Source organism: Kitasatospora sp. NPDC057738, assembly GCF_042798815.1.
In the GTDB taxonomy this organism is placed as follows: Bacteria; Actinomycetota; Actinomycetes; order Streptomycetales; family Streptomycetaceae; genus Kitasatospora; species Kitasatospora lactacystinica.
Genome location: NZ_JBHVJT010000031.1, coordinates 1 through 14108 on the forward strand (window position 1 = coordinate 1; position 14108 = coordinate 14108).

14 protein-coding genes are annotated in these 14108 nt (G+C 72.8%); 2 read left to right on the forward strand and 12 right to left on the reverse strand.

Annotation, left to right across the window (positions count from 1 at the left end; translation table 11 throughout):
• From ACFVGO_RS18520 to ACFVGO_RS18575, 12 genes are all read right to left on the reverse strand, one after another.
• The coding region (locus ACFVGO_RS18520) for a condensation domain-containing protein (RefSeq protein WP_380632886.1) at positions 1-827 on the reverse strand (827 nt) is incomplete at its 3' end.
• Positions 828-962: 135 nt separating this feature from the next.
• Positions 963-1163 carry an MbtH family protein gene (locus tag ACFVGO_RS18525; RefSeq protein ID WP_359900357.1) on the reverse strand — a complete coding sequence of 67 codons (201 nt, stop codon included), beginning with the start codon at positions 1161-1163 and terminating at the stop codon, positions 963-965.
• 77 nt (positions 1164-1240) lie between these two features.
• The gene (locus tag ACFVGO_RS18530; RefSeq protein WP_380351152.1) at positions 1241-2596 is read right to left on the reverse strand and encodes a glutamate synthase-related protein; all 1356 of its coding nucleotides are present in this window, start codon (positions 2594-2596) and stop codon (positions 1241-1243) included.
• A complete protein-coding gene (locus ACFVGO_RS18535) occupies positions 2593-3594 on the reverse strand; it encodes an asparagine synthetase A (protein WP_359900353.1) in 1002 nt (333 codons plus the stop codon). The genes ACFVGO_RS18530 and ACFVGO_RS18535 overlap by 4 nt, the downstream gene beginning before the upstream one ends.
• Before the next feature lie 47 nt (positions 3595-3641).
• On the reverse strand, positions 3642-4937 hold the full coding sequence (locus ACFVGO_RS18540) for a methylaspartate mutase (RefSeq protein WP_359900351.1): 1296 nt from the start codon (positions 4935-4937) through the stop codon (positions 3642-3644).
• A complete protein-coding gene (locus tag ACFVGO_RS18545) occupies positions 4934-5434 on the reverse strand; it encodes a cobalamin B12-binding domain-containing protein (RefSeq protein WP_380632891.1) in 501 nt (166 codons plus the stop codon). The genes ACFVGO_RS18540 and ACFVGO_RS18545 overlap by 4 nt, the downstream gene beginning before the upstream one ends.
• Positions 5431-6201: an alpha/beta fold hydrolase gene (locus ACFVGO_RS18550; protein ID WP_359900347.1), complete on the reverse strand. Its 771-nt coding sequence runs from the start codon at positions 6199-6201 to the stop codon at positions 5431-5433. The genes ACFVGO_RS18545 and ACFVGO_RS18550 overlap by 4 nt, the downstream gene beginning before the upstream one ends.
• A complete protein-coding gene (locus ACFVGO_RS18555) occupies positions 6198-8012 on the reverse strand; it encodes a non-ribosomal peptide synthetase (RefSeq protein ID WP_359900345.1) in 1815 nt (604 codons plus the stop codon). The genes ACFVGO_RS18550 and ACFVGO_RS18555 overlap by 4 nt, the downstream gene beginning before the upstream one ends.
• The gene (locus tag ACFVGO_RS18560; RefSeq protein WP_380632894.1) at positions 8009-9040 is read right to left on the reverse strand and encodes a TauD/TfdA family dioxygenase; all 1032 of its coding nucleotides are present in this window, start codon (positions 9038-9040) and stop codon (positions 8009-8011) included. Before ACFVGO_RS18560 ends, ACFVGO_RS18555 begins: the two co-directional genes overlap by 4 nt.
• Positions 9041-9733: 693 nt before the next feature.
• Positions 9734-10135 carry a TIGR03618 family F420-dependent PPOX class oxidoreductase gene (locus ACFVGO_RS18565; RefSeq protein WP_359900341.1) on the reverse strand — a complete coding sequence of 134 codons (402 nt, stop codon included), beginning with the start codon at positions 10133-10135 and terminating at the stop codon, positions 9734-9736.
• 59 nt (positions 10136-10194) lie between these two features.
• Complete coding sequence (locus ACFVGO_RS18570; RefSeq protein WP_380351146.1) at positions 10195-10827, reverse strand: MBL fold metallo-hydrolase; 633 nt, start codon at positions 10825-10827, stop codon at positions 10195-10197.
• Positions 10824-11909 (reverse strand): S-(hydroxymethyl)mycothiol dehydrogenase, encoded by a 1086-nt coding sequence (locus tag ACFVGO_RS18575; RefSeq protein ID WP_359900338.1) that lies wholly within the window; start codon positions 11907-11909, stop codon positions 10824-10826. The genes ACFVGO_RS18570 and ACFVGO_RS18575 overlap by 4 nt, the downstream gene beginning before the upstream one ends.
• Before the next feature lie 642 nt (positions 11910-12551).
• Between ACFVGO_RS18575 and ACFVGO_RS18580 the strand changes: the two genes are divergently transcribed.
• On the forward strand, positions 12552-13766 hold the full coding sequence (locus ACFVGO_RS18580; protein WP_380351144.1) for a cytochrome P450: 1215 nt from the start codon (positions 12552-12554) through the stop codon (positions 13764-13766).
• Entirely contained in the window at positions 13763-14020 is a 258-nt protein-coding gene (locus tag ACFVGO_RS18585) for a ferredoxin (RefSeq protein WP_359900334.1), read from the forward strand. Before ACFVGO_RS18580 ends, ACFVGO_RS18585 begins: the two co-directional genes overlap by 4 nt.
• Positions 14021-14108 lie beyond the last annotated feature (88 nt).

Below are 14108 nucleotides of genomic sequence, written 5' to 3' on the forward strand. Positions count from 1 at the left end.
TGAACGGCCAACGGCTCCCACTCCGGCGCCAGCCCCGCCAACCGCGCCCGATAGGCCGACGCCACCCCCTCCCACAACGGCCTCATCGACCAACCGTCACTCGCGATGTGGTGCAAGGTCAGCACCAACACGGACTCGCCCTCGCCCTCGCCGAGGGTGAACAGCGCCACCCGCAAAGGAAGTTCGGTCGAGAGGTCGAAGGCGGCGAACGCCTCGGCCGAGATCCGTTCCGCCACCTCCTCCACCGTGCTCGGCTCGACCCGGAACGGCACCTCGACGTCGCCGGCGGGCAGCACCAGCTGGCGGGGCTGACCGTCGACCGCCGGGTAGACCGTGCGCAGGGCCTCGTGCCGGCCGACCACGTCACCGATCGCCGCCCGCAGAGCCTCCACGTCCACCGCACCGTGCAGCCGGAACGCGAACGGACTGTTGTAGGCCGCCGACGCCCCCTCCAACTGGTCCAGGAACCACAGCCGCTGCTGGGCGAACGACAGCGGCAGCACCTCCGGCCGCGGGCCCGCCACCAGCGCCGGACGCGCCGGGCGGCCGTCCTTCAGCTTCTCCGCCACCTTGGCGACGGTCGGGTTCCGGAACAGTTCACGGATGCCGAGCTCCGCGCCGAGCGTGCCGCGGATGCGACTGATCAGCCGGGTCGCGAGTACGGAGTGACCGCCCAGCGCGAAGAAGTTGTCGTCGATCCCCACCGACGGCACATCGAGGACCTCAGCGAAAAGGCCGCACAGGATCTCCTCCTGCACCGATCCGGGACCGCGGCCGTCCTCGGCCATGACCTTCTGCCCGACCGTCGGTTCCTTCTGCTGAGCCATGACATCTCCCTCTGGTGCCTATCCGGCGGTGATCGATGTGCGTGACCGGACGCCCCGGCCGGGTGCTTCGTCACCTGGCCGGGGCCGTACGCGGGTGTGCGAAAGGAATGGGAAAAAGGGAATCGGGTCCGCGGGTCAGCCGACCGCGGTCGGGCGCGGCGCCAGGTCGGTCCAGTTCTGCTCGATGTACTCCAGGCAGGCCTGGCGGTCGTTCTCGCCGAAGGCCGTGGCCCAGCCGGCCGGGACCTCGATCGCGTTCGGCCACAGGGAGTGCTGGTTCTGGTCGTTGACCAGGACCACGTAGCGGCCGTCGGCGTCCTCGAACGGATTCGTCACAGCGGTGCTCCTTCTTCGCGGGTGAATGTTCGTGGTGGGCAAAGGGACCGGGCCCCGGTGGGGCGGGGTCCGGCGTGCTACGGGTGGAGGTGCGGGCCGACCGTTCCCGGGAGCCAGACGTCCTCCGGGCCCAGTGCGGCGGGCGTGTACTTGCCCAGCGCGCTGATCAGCAGCCGCAGTTCGAAGGCCAGGCAGGAGACCAGCCGGGCGATTCCGTCCTGCGGATCCTCGTCCGCCGCGAGCAGGGCCGCCCGGCCCAGTCCGACGGCGCGGGCACCCAGGGCCAGGGCCTTGACGGCCCTCGCGCCCTCCCACATCCGGCCCGAGACCAGCAGGCAGTCGGAGGAGGAGGAGCGCGGCTCCAGCCGGCGCAGGCACTCGCCCAGCGGCAGACCGACCTGGTCGAGGAAGCTGCTGGGCGCCCAGCCGCTGCCGCCCTCGGCGCCGTCCACGGTCACCGAGTCCGCGCCGCTCTCCCGGGCCACGGCCGCCGCCTCGCGGATGTCGCGCCCGGGCGGGAGTTTCACCCAGATCCGCGCGCGCGGGTAGTTGTTGCGCATGAACCGGATCTGCTGACGCAGGATCTCCGCGGTGAACGTGCCCGGGCTGCTGGACCGCAGCACCCGGTCGTGCCCGCCGCCGAAGACGTTCTCGTCGGTGCTGTACCGGTCGGCCAGCTGGTCGGCCACGGAGCGTTTCAGCACCGTCATCCCGCCGAGGCCGGGCTTGGCGCCCTGTCCCACCTTCAGCTCGAACGCCAGCCGGCCGGACTCCAGCAGGGCTTTCGCGGCCGGGGCGCTGTAGATCTGGTTCCACACCTCGGCGTCGGCGTCCTCGGTGCTCTGCTGGAACGCCAGCCCACCCATGCCCTCGGGGAGTTCCTGCTCGTAGGCGCGCAGCCGGGCGAGCATGCTGTCGCCGGTGTCGGCGGTGTCGGCGGACCGGCCCTCGGGGCTGCCGGTGGACCGGTCCCCGAGGCTGCCGGCTGGGCCGTCGGCGAAGCCGTTGGTCGGCACCACGTTCTCGCCGATGACCAGCGGGATGCCCAGGCGTCCGGCCTGGCGGCTGGCCGCCAGGCCCAGCCCGGAGGAGGCCACCTGGGTGGAGCCGAAGGCCGAGACGTACACCGGCAGCGACGACCGGAACCCGCCGATGTCGGTGGCGAGTTCGACGTCGCCGTAGAGCGGCTCGCGGGCCAGGTCGGTGAGCTTCTCCAGCCGCTGGGGCATGAAGACCGGCGGGACCAGGCGCATCGCGTCCAGCACGTCCGCGCCGTGGGGCGCCGCCGGCTGCGGGACGCCGCCCGTGCCGCCGGCGCCGAACAGCGTCAGGCCGTAGCCGTCCATCGGCGGGAACGCCCCGGCGGCGCCCTCCCTGGCCCGCGACCGGATCGCGGCCTCCGGGAAGCCCGGGGCGCTGAGCACCCCGCTCACGGCGAGACCACCCCGGGGATCTTCGGGAACGGGGTGGCCTGCCAGACGGCGTCCAGCCCGGCCACGTAGCGGGTGAGCCGCTCGATGCCGATCCCGAAGCCGGCGCTGCCCGGGATCCCGTCGCGGACCATCTTCAGGTACCACTCGTACTTGGCCGGGTTCTCGCCGCTCTCCCGCATCCGGGCGATGATCCGCGCGTAGTCGAACTCCCGCTCGCTGCCGCTGATCAGCTCGCCGAAGCCCTCGGGGGCGATGAGGTCGAAGTTGCGCAGGACCTCCGGGCGCCGCGGGTCCTCGCGGTCGTAGAAGCCGCGCGAGCCCTTGGGGTAGTCGATGATGAAGAACGGCGAGTCCGACTTGTGCGAGAGCAGGCCCTCCCCCTGCCAGTCGATCTCGGCGTCGTGGTTCTGCTCGTGGCCCAGCCGGGCGAGCTCGGCCATCGCGTCGCCGTGGCTGATCCGCTCGAACGGGGCGTCGCGGGTGAGCAGCGGGGTGAAGGCGTCCGCGTCGCGGCCCAGGAGGTCCAGCTCGGCGCCCATCGTCCGCACCACGCGCTCGATCGCCGCGGTCACGATGGACTGTGCCACGCCCATCGCGTCCTCCTGCGTGGCGCCGGCGATCTCCACGTCGAACTGGTGGAACTCCGCCAGGTGGCGGCCGATGTTCGCGGTCTCCAGCGGTTCGAGCCGGACGTTCGGCGCGACGTAGAACACCTTGTCGAAGGCGAGCAGCGACGCCTGCTTGTAGAGGATCGCGCTGGTCATCAGCTTGTAGCGGTGGCCGTAGAAGTCGACGTCCACCTGCTTGGCACCACGGCCGCCCGGGTCCGTCACCGGTCCGATGACCGGCGGCAGCAGCTCCACGAACCCCTCGCCGAGGAGTAGTTCGCGGCCCGCCTGGACGATCTGGTTCTGGATCCGCAGCACGGACCGGGTCACGGGGTTCTTGAGGTGGTCCGGCAGTGCACCGGGCCGTGCAGACTCGAACTCGCTGGTCAAGGGGTCTCTTCCTTCGGTTCTCTGGTCCTGTGGTTCTGGCAGGGGGTTCAGCTGGGGATCCCGGGCAGCCGGTCCAGCGTGGTGGCGGCGCGCTCGTCGAACGACCGCGCGACGTGGGACAGGGCCCGGAGCAGGTCCGCCGCGCTCATCGAGCGGTTGCCGGTGGAGCGCCCGTTCGGCCGTACGGGCAGGGAGCCGGTGTGCGACCAGCGCAGCCGCCCGTCGGAGTCGATGTAGCTCCTGGCCCGCCCGGCGTTGTCCGGGTGCAGGCAGTACGGGACGTCCAGCAGCCCCCGGTTGAACGCCTCGACCAGGGCGGCGCCCACGTCCGTGTTGAGGCCGAGGACGGTCTCCACGAGCGCGGTCGCCTCCGCCAGGACCTCGCTGTCCGCGCCGGTGTCCGGCGGCGCCGATCCGCCCGCGTTCTGGGCGGCCAGCGCCGCGATCTCCAGCGCCTCGACGTTCTCCCGGACCGTCGGGATCCGGTGCGCCTCGGCCGCCGTCTTGACGATGAGCCGTTCCGCTCCGGTGCGGACGGCCAGTTCGGCGGCCTGCTCCAGCAGCAGCAGGGCGCCCGAGCGGGTGCTGGGGTAGACCCCCATGTAGTTGTAGATCACGATGTGCCAGTCGACGTCCGGCAGCAGCGCACCGGCGAGCCGGCGCAGGGCCAGCACCGCCTCCCGGTCCTGCTCGGCGTTGGTCTGCTGGGCGTAGCTCAGCGAGATGCTGCGCAGCCCGTGCCGGCGGAAGAACACGCCTTCCAGGAGGCTGATCGCCACCAGCAGGCTGGGCGGGCAGAGCTGGCCGAGCATGCAGCCGCCGAAGGTCTCGACGTGCGGTTCGATGCCGTGGTCACGGGCCCTGACCATCAGCTCGCAGGACCGTTCCCAGTTCCGCACCGCCTGGCGCAGCGGGAGGCGCCCGTACGGCAGGCAGTAGGAGACCGGGCCGCCTTCGGTGGTGTCGAGCCCCGCTTCCAGCGAGGCCGCGATGATGCCGTAGGGGCTCGCCGACCCGTGCCGCACCTGGACCGGGAAGTCGCGCTCGCGCACGCCGTCCAGCACCCCCCGGTTGGTGTCCGGGGGGTGGGTCCTGATCGGGTAGCCGTTGAGGTCGCCGCCCTCGTCGACGGCCCGCCGGGCGTCGGCGAGCTTGCCGAGCCGGGTGTAGCTGTCCAGGGTGATCGTGCCGACCGTGGTGGCGTTGGCCCCCTTGACGGCGATCAGCCCGTCCCGCATGGCCCGCGGGTCGCCGAAGCCCATCCGGGGCTGCACCACCAGGTTGCCCTGTTCGTGCGACCGTCCGACGAAGTCCGCGAACGCGTTGACCGGCCCGTCGTTCATGGGGTCGGGGCGGCGCGGAGCTCCTCCAGGACGCGGCCGGCCCGCCTCGCCTTCTCGGCGCTGAGGGCGGCGACGTACCTCTCGAACTCCGGTAGTCCGGACGACTCGTGGAAGACCGCGGAGAATCCCGCGGACAGCAGGCGGCGCGTCATCCCGCCGCCGGCGGCCCCGCCCGCACCGGCCCGCAGCTGCTTGCCGGTGCCGAGCTTCCCGCCGATGACGATCGGTGTGTCGGCGAGCTCCGGGTCGGCGCGCAGCGCCGCGACGGCGGACAGTCCGTCGCTCTCGCCGTGGCCGTTGACGCTGCTGAGCACGACGAGGTCGGGGGCGCCGCGCCGGCACTCCGCCGCCAGTTCCCCGCCCGGCAGGCACGGGCCGAGGTTCTGCACCCGGTGTCCCCAGTCCTCCAGCTGGAGCTGGAGGAAGACCAGGTTCCAGGTGTGCGAGTCCGACTCGGTGCCGCTGACGATCACGTCCAGCGTGGCGTCCGTTCTCATCGTCGGCTCCTCTCGCGGGGATCGAGGGCGGCGATCCTGGAGGGCAGGGTCCGCCAGACCTCCGGGGTGTAGAAGTGGCCGCCGGGGAGGACGTCGTGGCGGTACTCGCCCAGCGCCAGCGTGCGCCACTGCTCGCCCGCGTTCGCCTCGATGACGTCGTCGTCGGCGCCCGACAGCATCTGCACCGGCATGCTGACGGTGGCGCCCTCGGTGTACCGGAAGGTGTCCCGAACCCGGATGTCGGCGCGCATCAGCTCGACGCTCATCTCCTGGAGTTCGGGGTCCTCCAGGACGTGTGCCGGCATCAGGCCGTGGGTCTTCATCCAGAGCAGCAGACCGTCGTCGTCGTCCTGCTGGGACGGGAACATGTCCCGGGGCGTGAGCCCGCGGGCCGGCGCGTTGGCCGAGGAGACGACCAGGTTCCGCGGCAGCGGCCCGCCGCCGCTCTCGATCCGCGCGGCGACGTCGAACGCCATCCAGCCGCCCATGCTGTGCCCGAAGAGCACGTAGGGGCCGTCGACGGCGGACAGCACCGCCGCGGTGGCGTCCTGGGCCAGTTCCTCCCAGTCGGTGGCGAAGTCCTCCAGGAACCTGCCCTCCCGGCCCGGGTAGCAGATCGCCGACAGGGCGATGTCGTCCGGCACGGCGTCGCCCCACAGGTGGTAGGAGGCCGTGCCGCCCCCGCAGAAGCCCAGGCAGATCAGCGTCAGGGCGGCGTCCTTGGGGCGCCGGATGCTGATGACGGTGGTGTCCTGTGCGGTGTTCACTTGCCCTCCGTCCGACGGGACGCCACGAACTCCGCCAGCGACCGCAGTTCGGGGTGCCGGTAGACCTCCTTCGTGGACACGGTGATGCCGAACTGCTTCTTCAGCCGGCCGATGACGCGCAGCGCGATGAGCGAATGGCCGCCCAGCGAGAAGAAGTTGTCGGTGGGGCTGATCCGCTGGCGGCCGAGCACCTCGGCCCACACGCCGGCGATCAGGGTCTCGAACTCGCCCTGCGGCTCGTCCCCCGGCTCCTGTTCGCCGTCGGCCCACAGGGCCTCGTCCACGGCGGGCAGGGCCCGGTGGTCCACCTTGCCGTTCACGCTCAGCGGCATGGCGTCGAGCGTGACGAACGCCGAGGGGACCATGAACGACGGCAGCACGCCGCCGAGGTGCTCCTGGAGTTCCCGGGCGCGCGGGGCGCTCTCGCCCTCCGGGACGACGTAGCCGACCAGTTGGTCGCCGGCGGTCTCGGTGGCGTGCAGGACGACGGCGGCGGTCCTGACCTCCGGGTGCGCGGCGAGCGCCGCCTCGATCTCGCCGAGTTCCACCCGGTAGCCGCGGATCTTGATCTGCCGGTCGACCCGGCCCAGGTAGTCGATGGTGCCGTCGGGGCGCAGCCGCACCCGGTCGCCGGTGCGGTACATCCGGCGGCCGGTACCGGCCGGGTCGGCGACGAAGCGCTGAGCGGTCAGTGCGGGCCGGCCGACGTAGCCGATGGTCACGGAGGGCCCGGCCAGGTAGAGCTCGCCAGGTTCGCCGGCGGCCGCGGGGCGCAGCCCTTCGTCGAGCACGTGGGCGGTGAACCCGGGCAGCGCGCGGCCGATGTGCGGGCCCGCGCCGGTGATCCAGGCCGCGGTGGCGTCCACCGTGCACTCGGTGGGGCCGTACAGGTTGATCGCCTCGACCGTCCCGGCGTCGCGGGCTTCGCCCAGCTCGCGCCAGACCTCCGCCGGTACCGGCTCGCCGCCCATGAACAGCCGCAGGACGCGGCCGTCGGCGGTGGGGGCGAGGAGGGCCTCGCGCAGCACCTCCCAGTGCGAGGGCGTCAGGTCCAGGTCGTCGACGGCGTGCTCGTCGAGCAGGGCGCGCAGCACGGCCGGGTCGGTGCGCTCGTTCTCGCCGATCACCACGATGCTGTCGCCCCGGCAGATCCGGGCCCACTGCTGGACGGAGGCGTCGAAGGAGATGCTCGCGTTCCAGGCCACCGTGCGCGGCCGGTCGGCGTAGAAGCCCGCCGCTTCGAGGTCGGCGGCGAGCGCGGCCACGCCGCCCCGGGTGGCCTCCACGCCCTTCGGCGTTCCGGTCGAGCCGGAGGTGTAGATCACGTACGCCGGGTCCGCCGGGGAGGTCTCCGCCGCCGGCGCGTCCGGGGCCGCGGTCGGCGCGGCGAGGGCGTCGGCGAGGGTGATGACGTCGACGCCGGTGGGCCACGTCGGCCCGTTGCCGGGCTCCGCCAGGACGGTCCGCAGGTCGGCGCCGGCCACCATGTGGGCGAGGCGGTCCTGCGGGTAGGCGGGGTCCAGCGGCACGTAGGCGGCGCCGACGTGCCACACGGCGAGCAGGGCGACGACGAGGTCCGCGCCGCGGTGCATGCTGACGCCCACCCGGGCGCCGCGCCCGAGGCCGCGCTCGGCCAGCTGTGCGGCCAACCGGCGTACGTCGTGGTCGAGTTCGGCGAAGGTCAGGGTGCGGTCGGTCCCGCGTACGGCCAGCCGGTCCGGGGTGGACGCGACAGCCTGCCGGAACCGGGCGATCGGGTCGACCGTCACGGTCGGGGCCGCCGGGGCCAGGGGCTCCTCGGTGATGCTCACGCGGCACCGCCGTCGCCCGCCGCGGCCGGCACGGTGGGCCGGCACTCGTCGAGGTCGACCGGGTTGCCCATGGCGACGACGATCTTGCGGTCGCCCCGGAACGGGTCGCGGCCGTGGGCCGTGAGCACGTTGTCGACGAGCATGACGTCGCCGGGCTGCCAGGTCTGACGCACCGTCGCCTCGGCGTAGGCGGTGTTGATGGTGTCGAGCTCGTCCCGGGTCAGGGGCTTCCCGTCGGCCACTCCGGTTTCGAACGGCAGGCCGTCCGCGCCGAATTCGTCCACGAGCGTCTCACGGAGTTCCTCGTCCAATGACCAGGAATTCCAGAAGGCCATGTGATTGAACCAGACCTCCTCGTCGGTCGCCGGGTGCCGGATGATTCCGGGCCGCCGCTGCGCGGTCCTCAGATTCCCCTCGTCGTCCCAGTGGCAGGAGATCAGGTTCTCCGAGCAGTACTGCTCGACGTCCTCCCGGCGCTCGGTCGCGAATGCCTTCTCCCAGCTCACGGAGATGTGCTCGGAGTAACTCCGGTGCAGGGTCCAGCCGTTGGCGCGGATCCGCTCGACGAGCGGGGCGGGCAGTTTCCGCAGCACCTCCCGGCAGTCCGCGACCGGCGTCGCCCCGCCCTCCTCCGGGGCGATCAGGCAGGCGAACATCAGCAGCCCGGGGAACGTGAGGGTGTAGCTGTTCTCGTTGTGCATCCGGATCGACTGGGCCGGCGGCAGATCGGTGGACGAGTAGACGTCGTTGCCGAAGCTGCTGCGCGGCGTCGCCTTCTCCCGGTAGGGCGTCCGCTGCGGGACGAGGACGTCCCGCACGAGCGCGAAGTCCTCGACTGAGGCGACCGGAAGCCCGCGCAGGTACAGCGCGCCGTACCTTTGAAGCGCGGTGCGGATGTCGGGCAGGAGCGCGTTCAGCCACGCGCAGGCCTCGCCGGTGCCTTCGAATCGAGGGACGACGAGGGTGGCCGGCTTGCCCTTCTCAAGGGTCCAGTCCAGCTCTTGTGGCGCAGTTCTTGCAGAAGACATGACTCGATGCACCTTCCTCATGACGGAGCGCGACGGCGTGGTGCCGCGGTCGCCCCAGGGCAGTTGGATCGCGATCAGAACCTCTGAACCGAGAACACGGTCATCGACCCCGCGGGGTCGTCGTGCCGGGTCGCCGGGAAATGCGTGCGGCCCGAATCCGGGGCCGGCCACTGAAGGGTTCGGCAGGGCAGCGGCTTCCGCTGCCGGCGGCGAATGGGCAGCACAAGGGCCCGGCCTTCCGACGCCTGTTCACGCGTCGACGAGCCGCTATCGCCGGGCCGTCACACCATCGGCCGCACCTGCGGGCCACCGGTGCCACGTGTCCGACCGGAGAACGGCGGGATGCCGTCCGGCACTCCCGCACACCGATCCATCCCCCCCTCCCGAGTGCTCACATTCGGGTACGCGGAATTCGCGTCCCCGGCGTCGTTCCCCCGAGTTCGCCGAGGCGGGTGTACTGATACCCATCGCCTCCGCTTGACCGTGCGCGGCCAATCAGATCACATCAACGCGCCGTCATGGAAGAAGTTGTGGAGGCAAGTTCGCAGCTTTCATACGGCATTCACGTCACCGACGGTGACGAATCCACCACCGTTTCAGGAGATTCCGGTGCTGGGGGCGGCCGTCGCCCGTACGGCAACACCGGCAACACCGGCACCAGGCACCGCCGGCCGGATCCCCGGGCGGGCGCGCTCAGGCCCGGCCGAGCACGCGGTCGACGGTGATCTCGATGACCACCCGGTCCGGGTTGACCCGCGGCTCCCGGTAGCGCTCGGCGTAGCGGCGCTCCGCCTCGGCGACCTGCTCGGGCTCGTCGCGGACCACCGCCACCCCCTCCAGGGTCGACCAACGGGCCCGGTCCACCTGGCAGACCGCGACCCGCTGGCCCCCGGGCCCGGCCTCGGCGACGTTGCGGGCCTTGCGACTGGTGCGGCTGGTGATCACCCGGGCGGTGCCCGTCTCCGGCTGGTACGTCACACCCACCGGCACCACGTGCGGCGTGCCGTCCGGGCGGGTGGTGGTCAGCGTGGAGATGTGCCGCTCCCGCCAGAAGGCGAGGAAGGAGTCGTCGAGGTCGCGCGGGTCATGGGCCATGATCGCGATGGTACGGCCCCCGGGGAACGGCCGTTCCCCGGGGGCGTACGGGCGGGGCGTCAGTGCCCGCGCGCGATCCACTCCGGCAGGGCCGGGGCCTCGGCGCCGATGGTGGTCGGGTCGCCGTGACCGGTGCGCACCACGGTCTCGGCCGGGAGCGTCAGCAGCCGCTCGCGGATCGAGTCGACGATCGTCGGGAAGTGCGAGAACGACCGGCCGGTGGCTCCCGGCCCCCCGTGGAACAGGGTGTCGCCGGTGAAGACGGTGCCCAGCCCGGGCGCGTACAGGCAGACCGCGCCCGGCGCGTGCCCCGGGGTGTGCAGCACGGTCAGCTCGGTGCCGGCCACCTCGATCCGCTGCCCGTCGGCCAGTTCGCCGTCCGGCAGCCGCTCGGGGTGGGTGAGCTTCCACAGCGGAAGGTCGTCCGGGTGCAGCAGGATCGGCGCACCGGTGCGGTCGGCGAGCGCCGGGGCCGCGTCGATGTGGTCGTTGTGCGCGTGGGTGGAGACGATCGCCAGCAGCCGCCGCCCGCCGAGCGCGGCCTCGATGGCCCCGGCGTCGTGCGCGGCGTCGATCACCACCGCCTCCTCGTCGTTCCCGACGATCCAGACGTTGTTCTCCACCTCCCAGCTGCCGCCGTCGAGCTCGAAGGTCCCGGCGGTCACCAGCCGGTCGATGCGGGCCGAGGTCACAGGACCACCACCGAACGCAGGACGTCGCCCTGGTGCATGCGCTCGAAGGCCTGCTCCACGGCGTCGAGCCCGATGGTCTCGGTGACGAAGGCGCCGAGGTCCAGGCGGCCCTGGAGGTAGAGGTCGATCAGCATCGGGAAGTCCCGCGAGGGCAGGCAGTCGCCGTACCAGGAGGACTTCAGCGCGCCGCCGCGGCCGAAGACGTCGAGCAGCGGGAGCTCCAGCGTCATCTCCGGGGTCGGCACGCCGACCAGGACGACGGTGCCGGCCAGGTCCCGGGCGTAGAAGGCCTGCTTGTAGGTCTCCGGCCGGCCGACCGCCTCGACCACCACGTCCGCGCCGTTGCCGCCGGTCAGTTCGCGGATCGCCTCGACCGGGTCGGTGGTGCGGGAGTTGACGGTGTGGGTGGCGCCCAGCCCGCGGGCGGTCTCCAGCTTGCGGTCGTCGATGTCCACCGCGATGATCTTCGCCGCGCCCGCCAGCCGGGAGCCCATCACGGCCGCGCCGCCGACGCCGCCGCAGCCGATCACCGCGACCGAGTCGCCCCGGCCCACGTTGCCGGTGTTGATCGCGGCGCCGAGGCCCGCCATCACGCCGCAGCCCAGCAGGCCCGCGACGGCCGGGTCGGCCGCCGGGTCCACCTTGGTGCACTGGCCGGCCGCGACCAGGGTCTTCTCGGCGAACGCGCCGATGCCCAGGGCCGGGGACAGCTCGGTGCCGTCCAGCAGCGTCATCCGCTGCTTCGCGTTGTGGGTGTTGAAGCAGTACTGCGAGCGGCCCCGCTTGCACGCGCGGCACTGGCCGCACACCGCACGCCAGTTGAGGACCACGAAGTCACCGGGCTCGACCTCGGTGACGCCCTCGCCGACCGACTCCACGATGCCCGCGGCCTCGTGGCCGAGCAGGAACGGGAACTCGTCGTTGATGCCGCCCTCCCGGTAGTGGAGGTCGGTGTGGCAGACGCCGCACGCCTGGATCCGGACCACCGCCTCGCCCGGGCCAGGGTCCGGCACCACGATCGTGGTCACCTCCACGGGCGCGCCCTTGGCGCGCGCGATGACTGCCTTGACCTGCTGGGGCATCCGATTCCACCTCCGTCTGCCGGTGCGGCTCTGCACCGGCGTGACCTGCGACAACACGACTGCAAGACGAACTGCCCACGAAGCGTATCGCCCGCCCGGCCGGTCTCCGGCGGAGCGTCCCGGGCGATCCGGTGTGACGTGGTGTGATACGGCTCACCGGACCTGCCGACGGCGTGTCCGACACCGCCGCGCCGGCCCACGGGCCCTCCCCGCGGCATGTGCCGCCCGGGTATCCGCCGAGCGCCCGGGGACCGCCCGGCGCAGCCCTGCCAACAGGGGCGCACGGGCGTAGCCGAGCGCCTGTCAGCACGCCCCGAAGTGCCCGGAAAGCACCGGCGTTGGCTGGAAGTGCCGCAGACGGGCGCCCCGCCACCCACGTACGGTCGTAGCTGAGACGGTCCACTCGACCACGCTCAGCACACCCGCCCCACCCGTCGGCGCGCGACCGCGCACCGACCGCGCCGGGTGCGCACCGACCGTGCACCCGCGCACATTTCGCGCCACACCCCGTAGGAGCCCGACCGAACCCCGGCCCGTGTCGAGCCGCCAGCCGGCCGCATCACCCGTCCCCCGCACGATCCCCGGATTCACCCCCCGTCGGGTCGCGTCCCGCGGCCCACCGCCCTGGAGTCTGGAGTACGGATGTCCACCGAGAACAGTGCGACCAGCGCCGGCACCGCCCCGCTCCCCCCGCTGCACTGCATGCGCCAACTCGAACCCGGCCCGCCCCGCCTCGCCGCGCTGCCCACCGGCACGCCGGTCTGGCTGGTCAGCCGGCACGCCGACGTGCGCCAGGTGCTGACCGACCCGCGCCTGGGCCGCGCCCCGCTCTACGCGCCGGACGCCCCGCCGATCACGGTCACGCCGAACATCCTCGACGACCCGCAGAGCATGCTGAACATCGACGGCACCGACCACCAGCGGCTGCGCCGCACCGTGCAGCGGGCCTTCACCCCGCGCGCGATCGAACGCTGGCGGCCCTGGGTGGCCTCGGTGGTCGAGTCGCTGATCGACGAGCTGATCGACCACGGCTCCCCCGCCGACATCATCGCCGGCTACTCCCGCCCGCTGCCCGTCGCCGTGATCAGCCGGCTGATGGGCCTGGACAACCTGGACAGCAAGCGGCTCGCGCACTGGAGCGACCACGCGCTCTCCACCACCGCGCACAGCGCCGAGGCGATCGTCACCGCGATGACCGAGTTCGCCGCCTTCGGCGCCGAGGTGATCGCCGAACGCCGGGCCGCCCCCGGCGAGGACCTGGTCAGCGGGCTGCTCGCGGCCGCCGCCGAGGACGGCTCGATCACCGAGGGCCAGCTGGTCGTCCTGGTCATCGGCCTGGTCGTGGCCGGCCACGAGACCACCATGACCAGCCTCGGCAACGCCCTGGTCTACCTGCTCCAGGACGGCCGCGACGCCTGGCAGCGGCTCTCCTCCGACGAGGCCAGCGCCACCGCCGCGACCGAGCAGCTGCTGCGCGCCGTCCCGCTCGGCGACCGCCAGGAGCACATGCCCGGACTGATGCGCCGCACCGTCGAGGACGTCGAGATCGGCGGTGTGGTCATCCCGGCCGGCAGCGTGGTCGCCGCCGACGCGAACGCCGCCAACCACGACCCGGAGGCCTTCACCGGGGACCTGCGCACCGAGCTGTTCTCCCCGCTCGCCGCCCCCATGCTCACCTTCGGCGCCGGGCCGCACCACTGCCTGGGCGCCTGGCTGGCCCGGATGGAGCTGGAACTCGCCCTGCACCGGCTGGCCCGCCGGCTGCCCGCCCTGCGGCTGGCCGACCCGGTCGACCGGATCGACTGGCGGCGCGGCCTGCTCACCCGCAGCCCGAACTCCCTGCGGGTGGAGTGGTGACGGGCCGCGCGGACACCGAGCCGGTGGTCGTCCGGGTCGACCGCGACCGCTGCATCGGCTCCGGGATGTGCGCGCTCAGCGCCCCCGACTCGCTGGTCCTCGGCTCCGACGGGCTGGCCGCACCGCTGGCCGAGTACGCGGACGGCGGCGCGGAGCCGACGGACGGGCTGACCGAGGCGGTGGACTTCTGCCCGGTCGAGGCGCTCAGCCTCCACTCGGCGCGCGGCGGCTACCGGATCGCCCCCGCCGAGTGAACGCGCCCGGTGGTGCCCGCCGCGACGACCGCGACGGGCACCACCGGCGGTTCCGAGGGCCCGGGCGCCGGCGTCGGCCGTCGCACCC

Excerpts from the sequence above, each read along its gene's own strand:
- ACFVGO_RS18545 (WP_380632891.1), bottom strand. The coding sequence starts at position 5,434 with ATGAGAACGGACGCCACGCTGGACGTGATCGTCAGCGGCACCGAGTCG.
- ACFVGO_RS18540 (WP_359900351.1), bottom strand. The coding sequence starts at position 4,937 with ATGAACGACGGGCCGGTCAACGCGTTCGCGGACTTCGTCGGACGGTCG.
- ACFVGO_RS18575 (WP_359900338.1), bottom strand. The coding sequence starts at position 11,909 with ATGCCCCAGCAGGTCAAGGCAGTCATCGCGCGCGCCAAGGGCGCGCCC.
- ACFVGO_RS18580 (WP_380351144.1), top strand. The coding sequence starts at position 12,552 with ATGTCCACCGAGAACAGTGCGACCAGCGCCGGCACCGCCCCGCTCCCC.
- ACFVGO_RS18560 (WP_380632894.1), bottom strand. The coding sequence starts at position 9,040 with ATGTCTTCTGCAAGAACTGCGCCACAAGAGCTGGACTGGACCCTTGAG.
- ACFVGO_RS18565 (WP_359900341.1), bottom strand. The coding sequence starts at position 10,135 with ATGGCCCATGACCCGCGCGACCTCGACGACTCCTTCCTCGCCTTCTGG.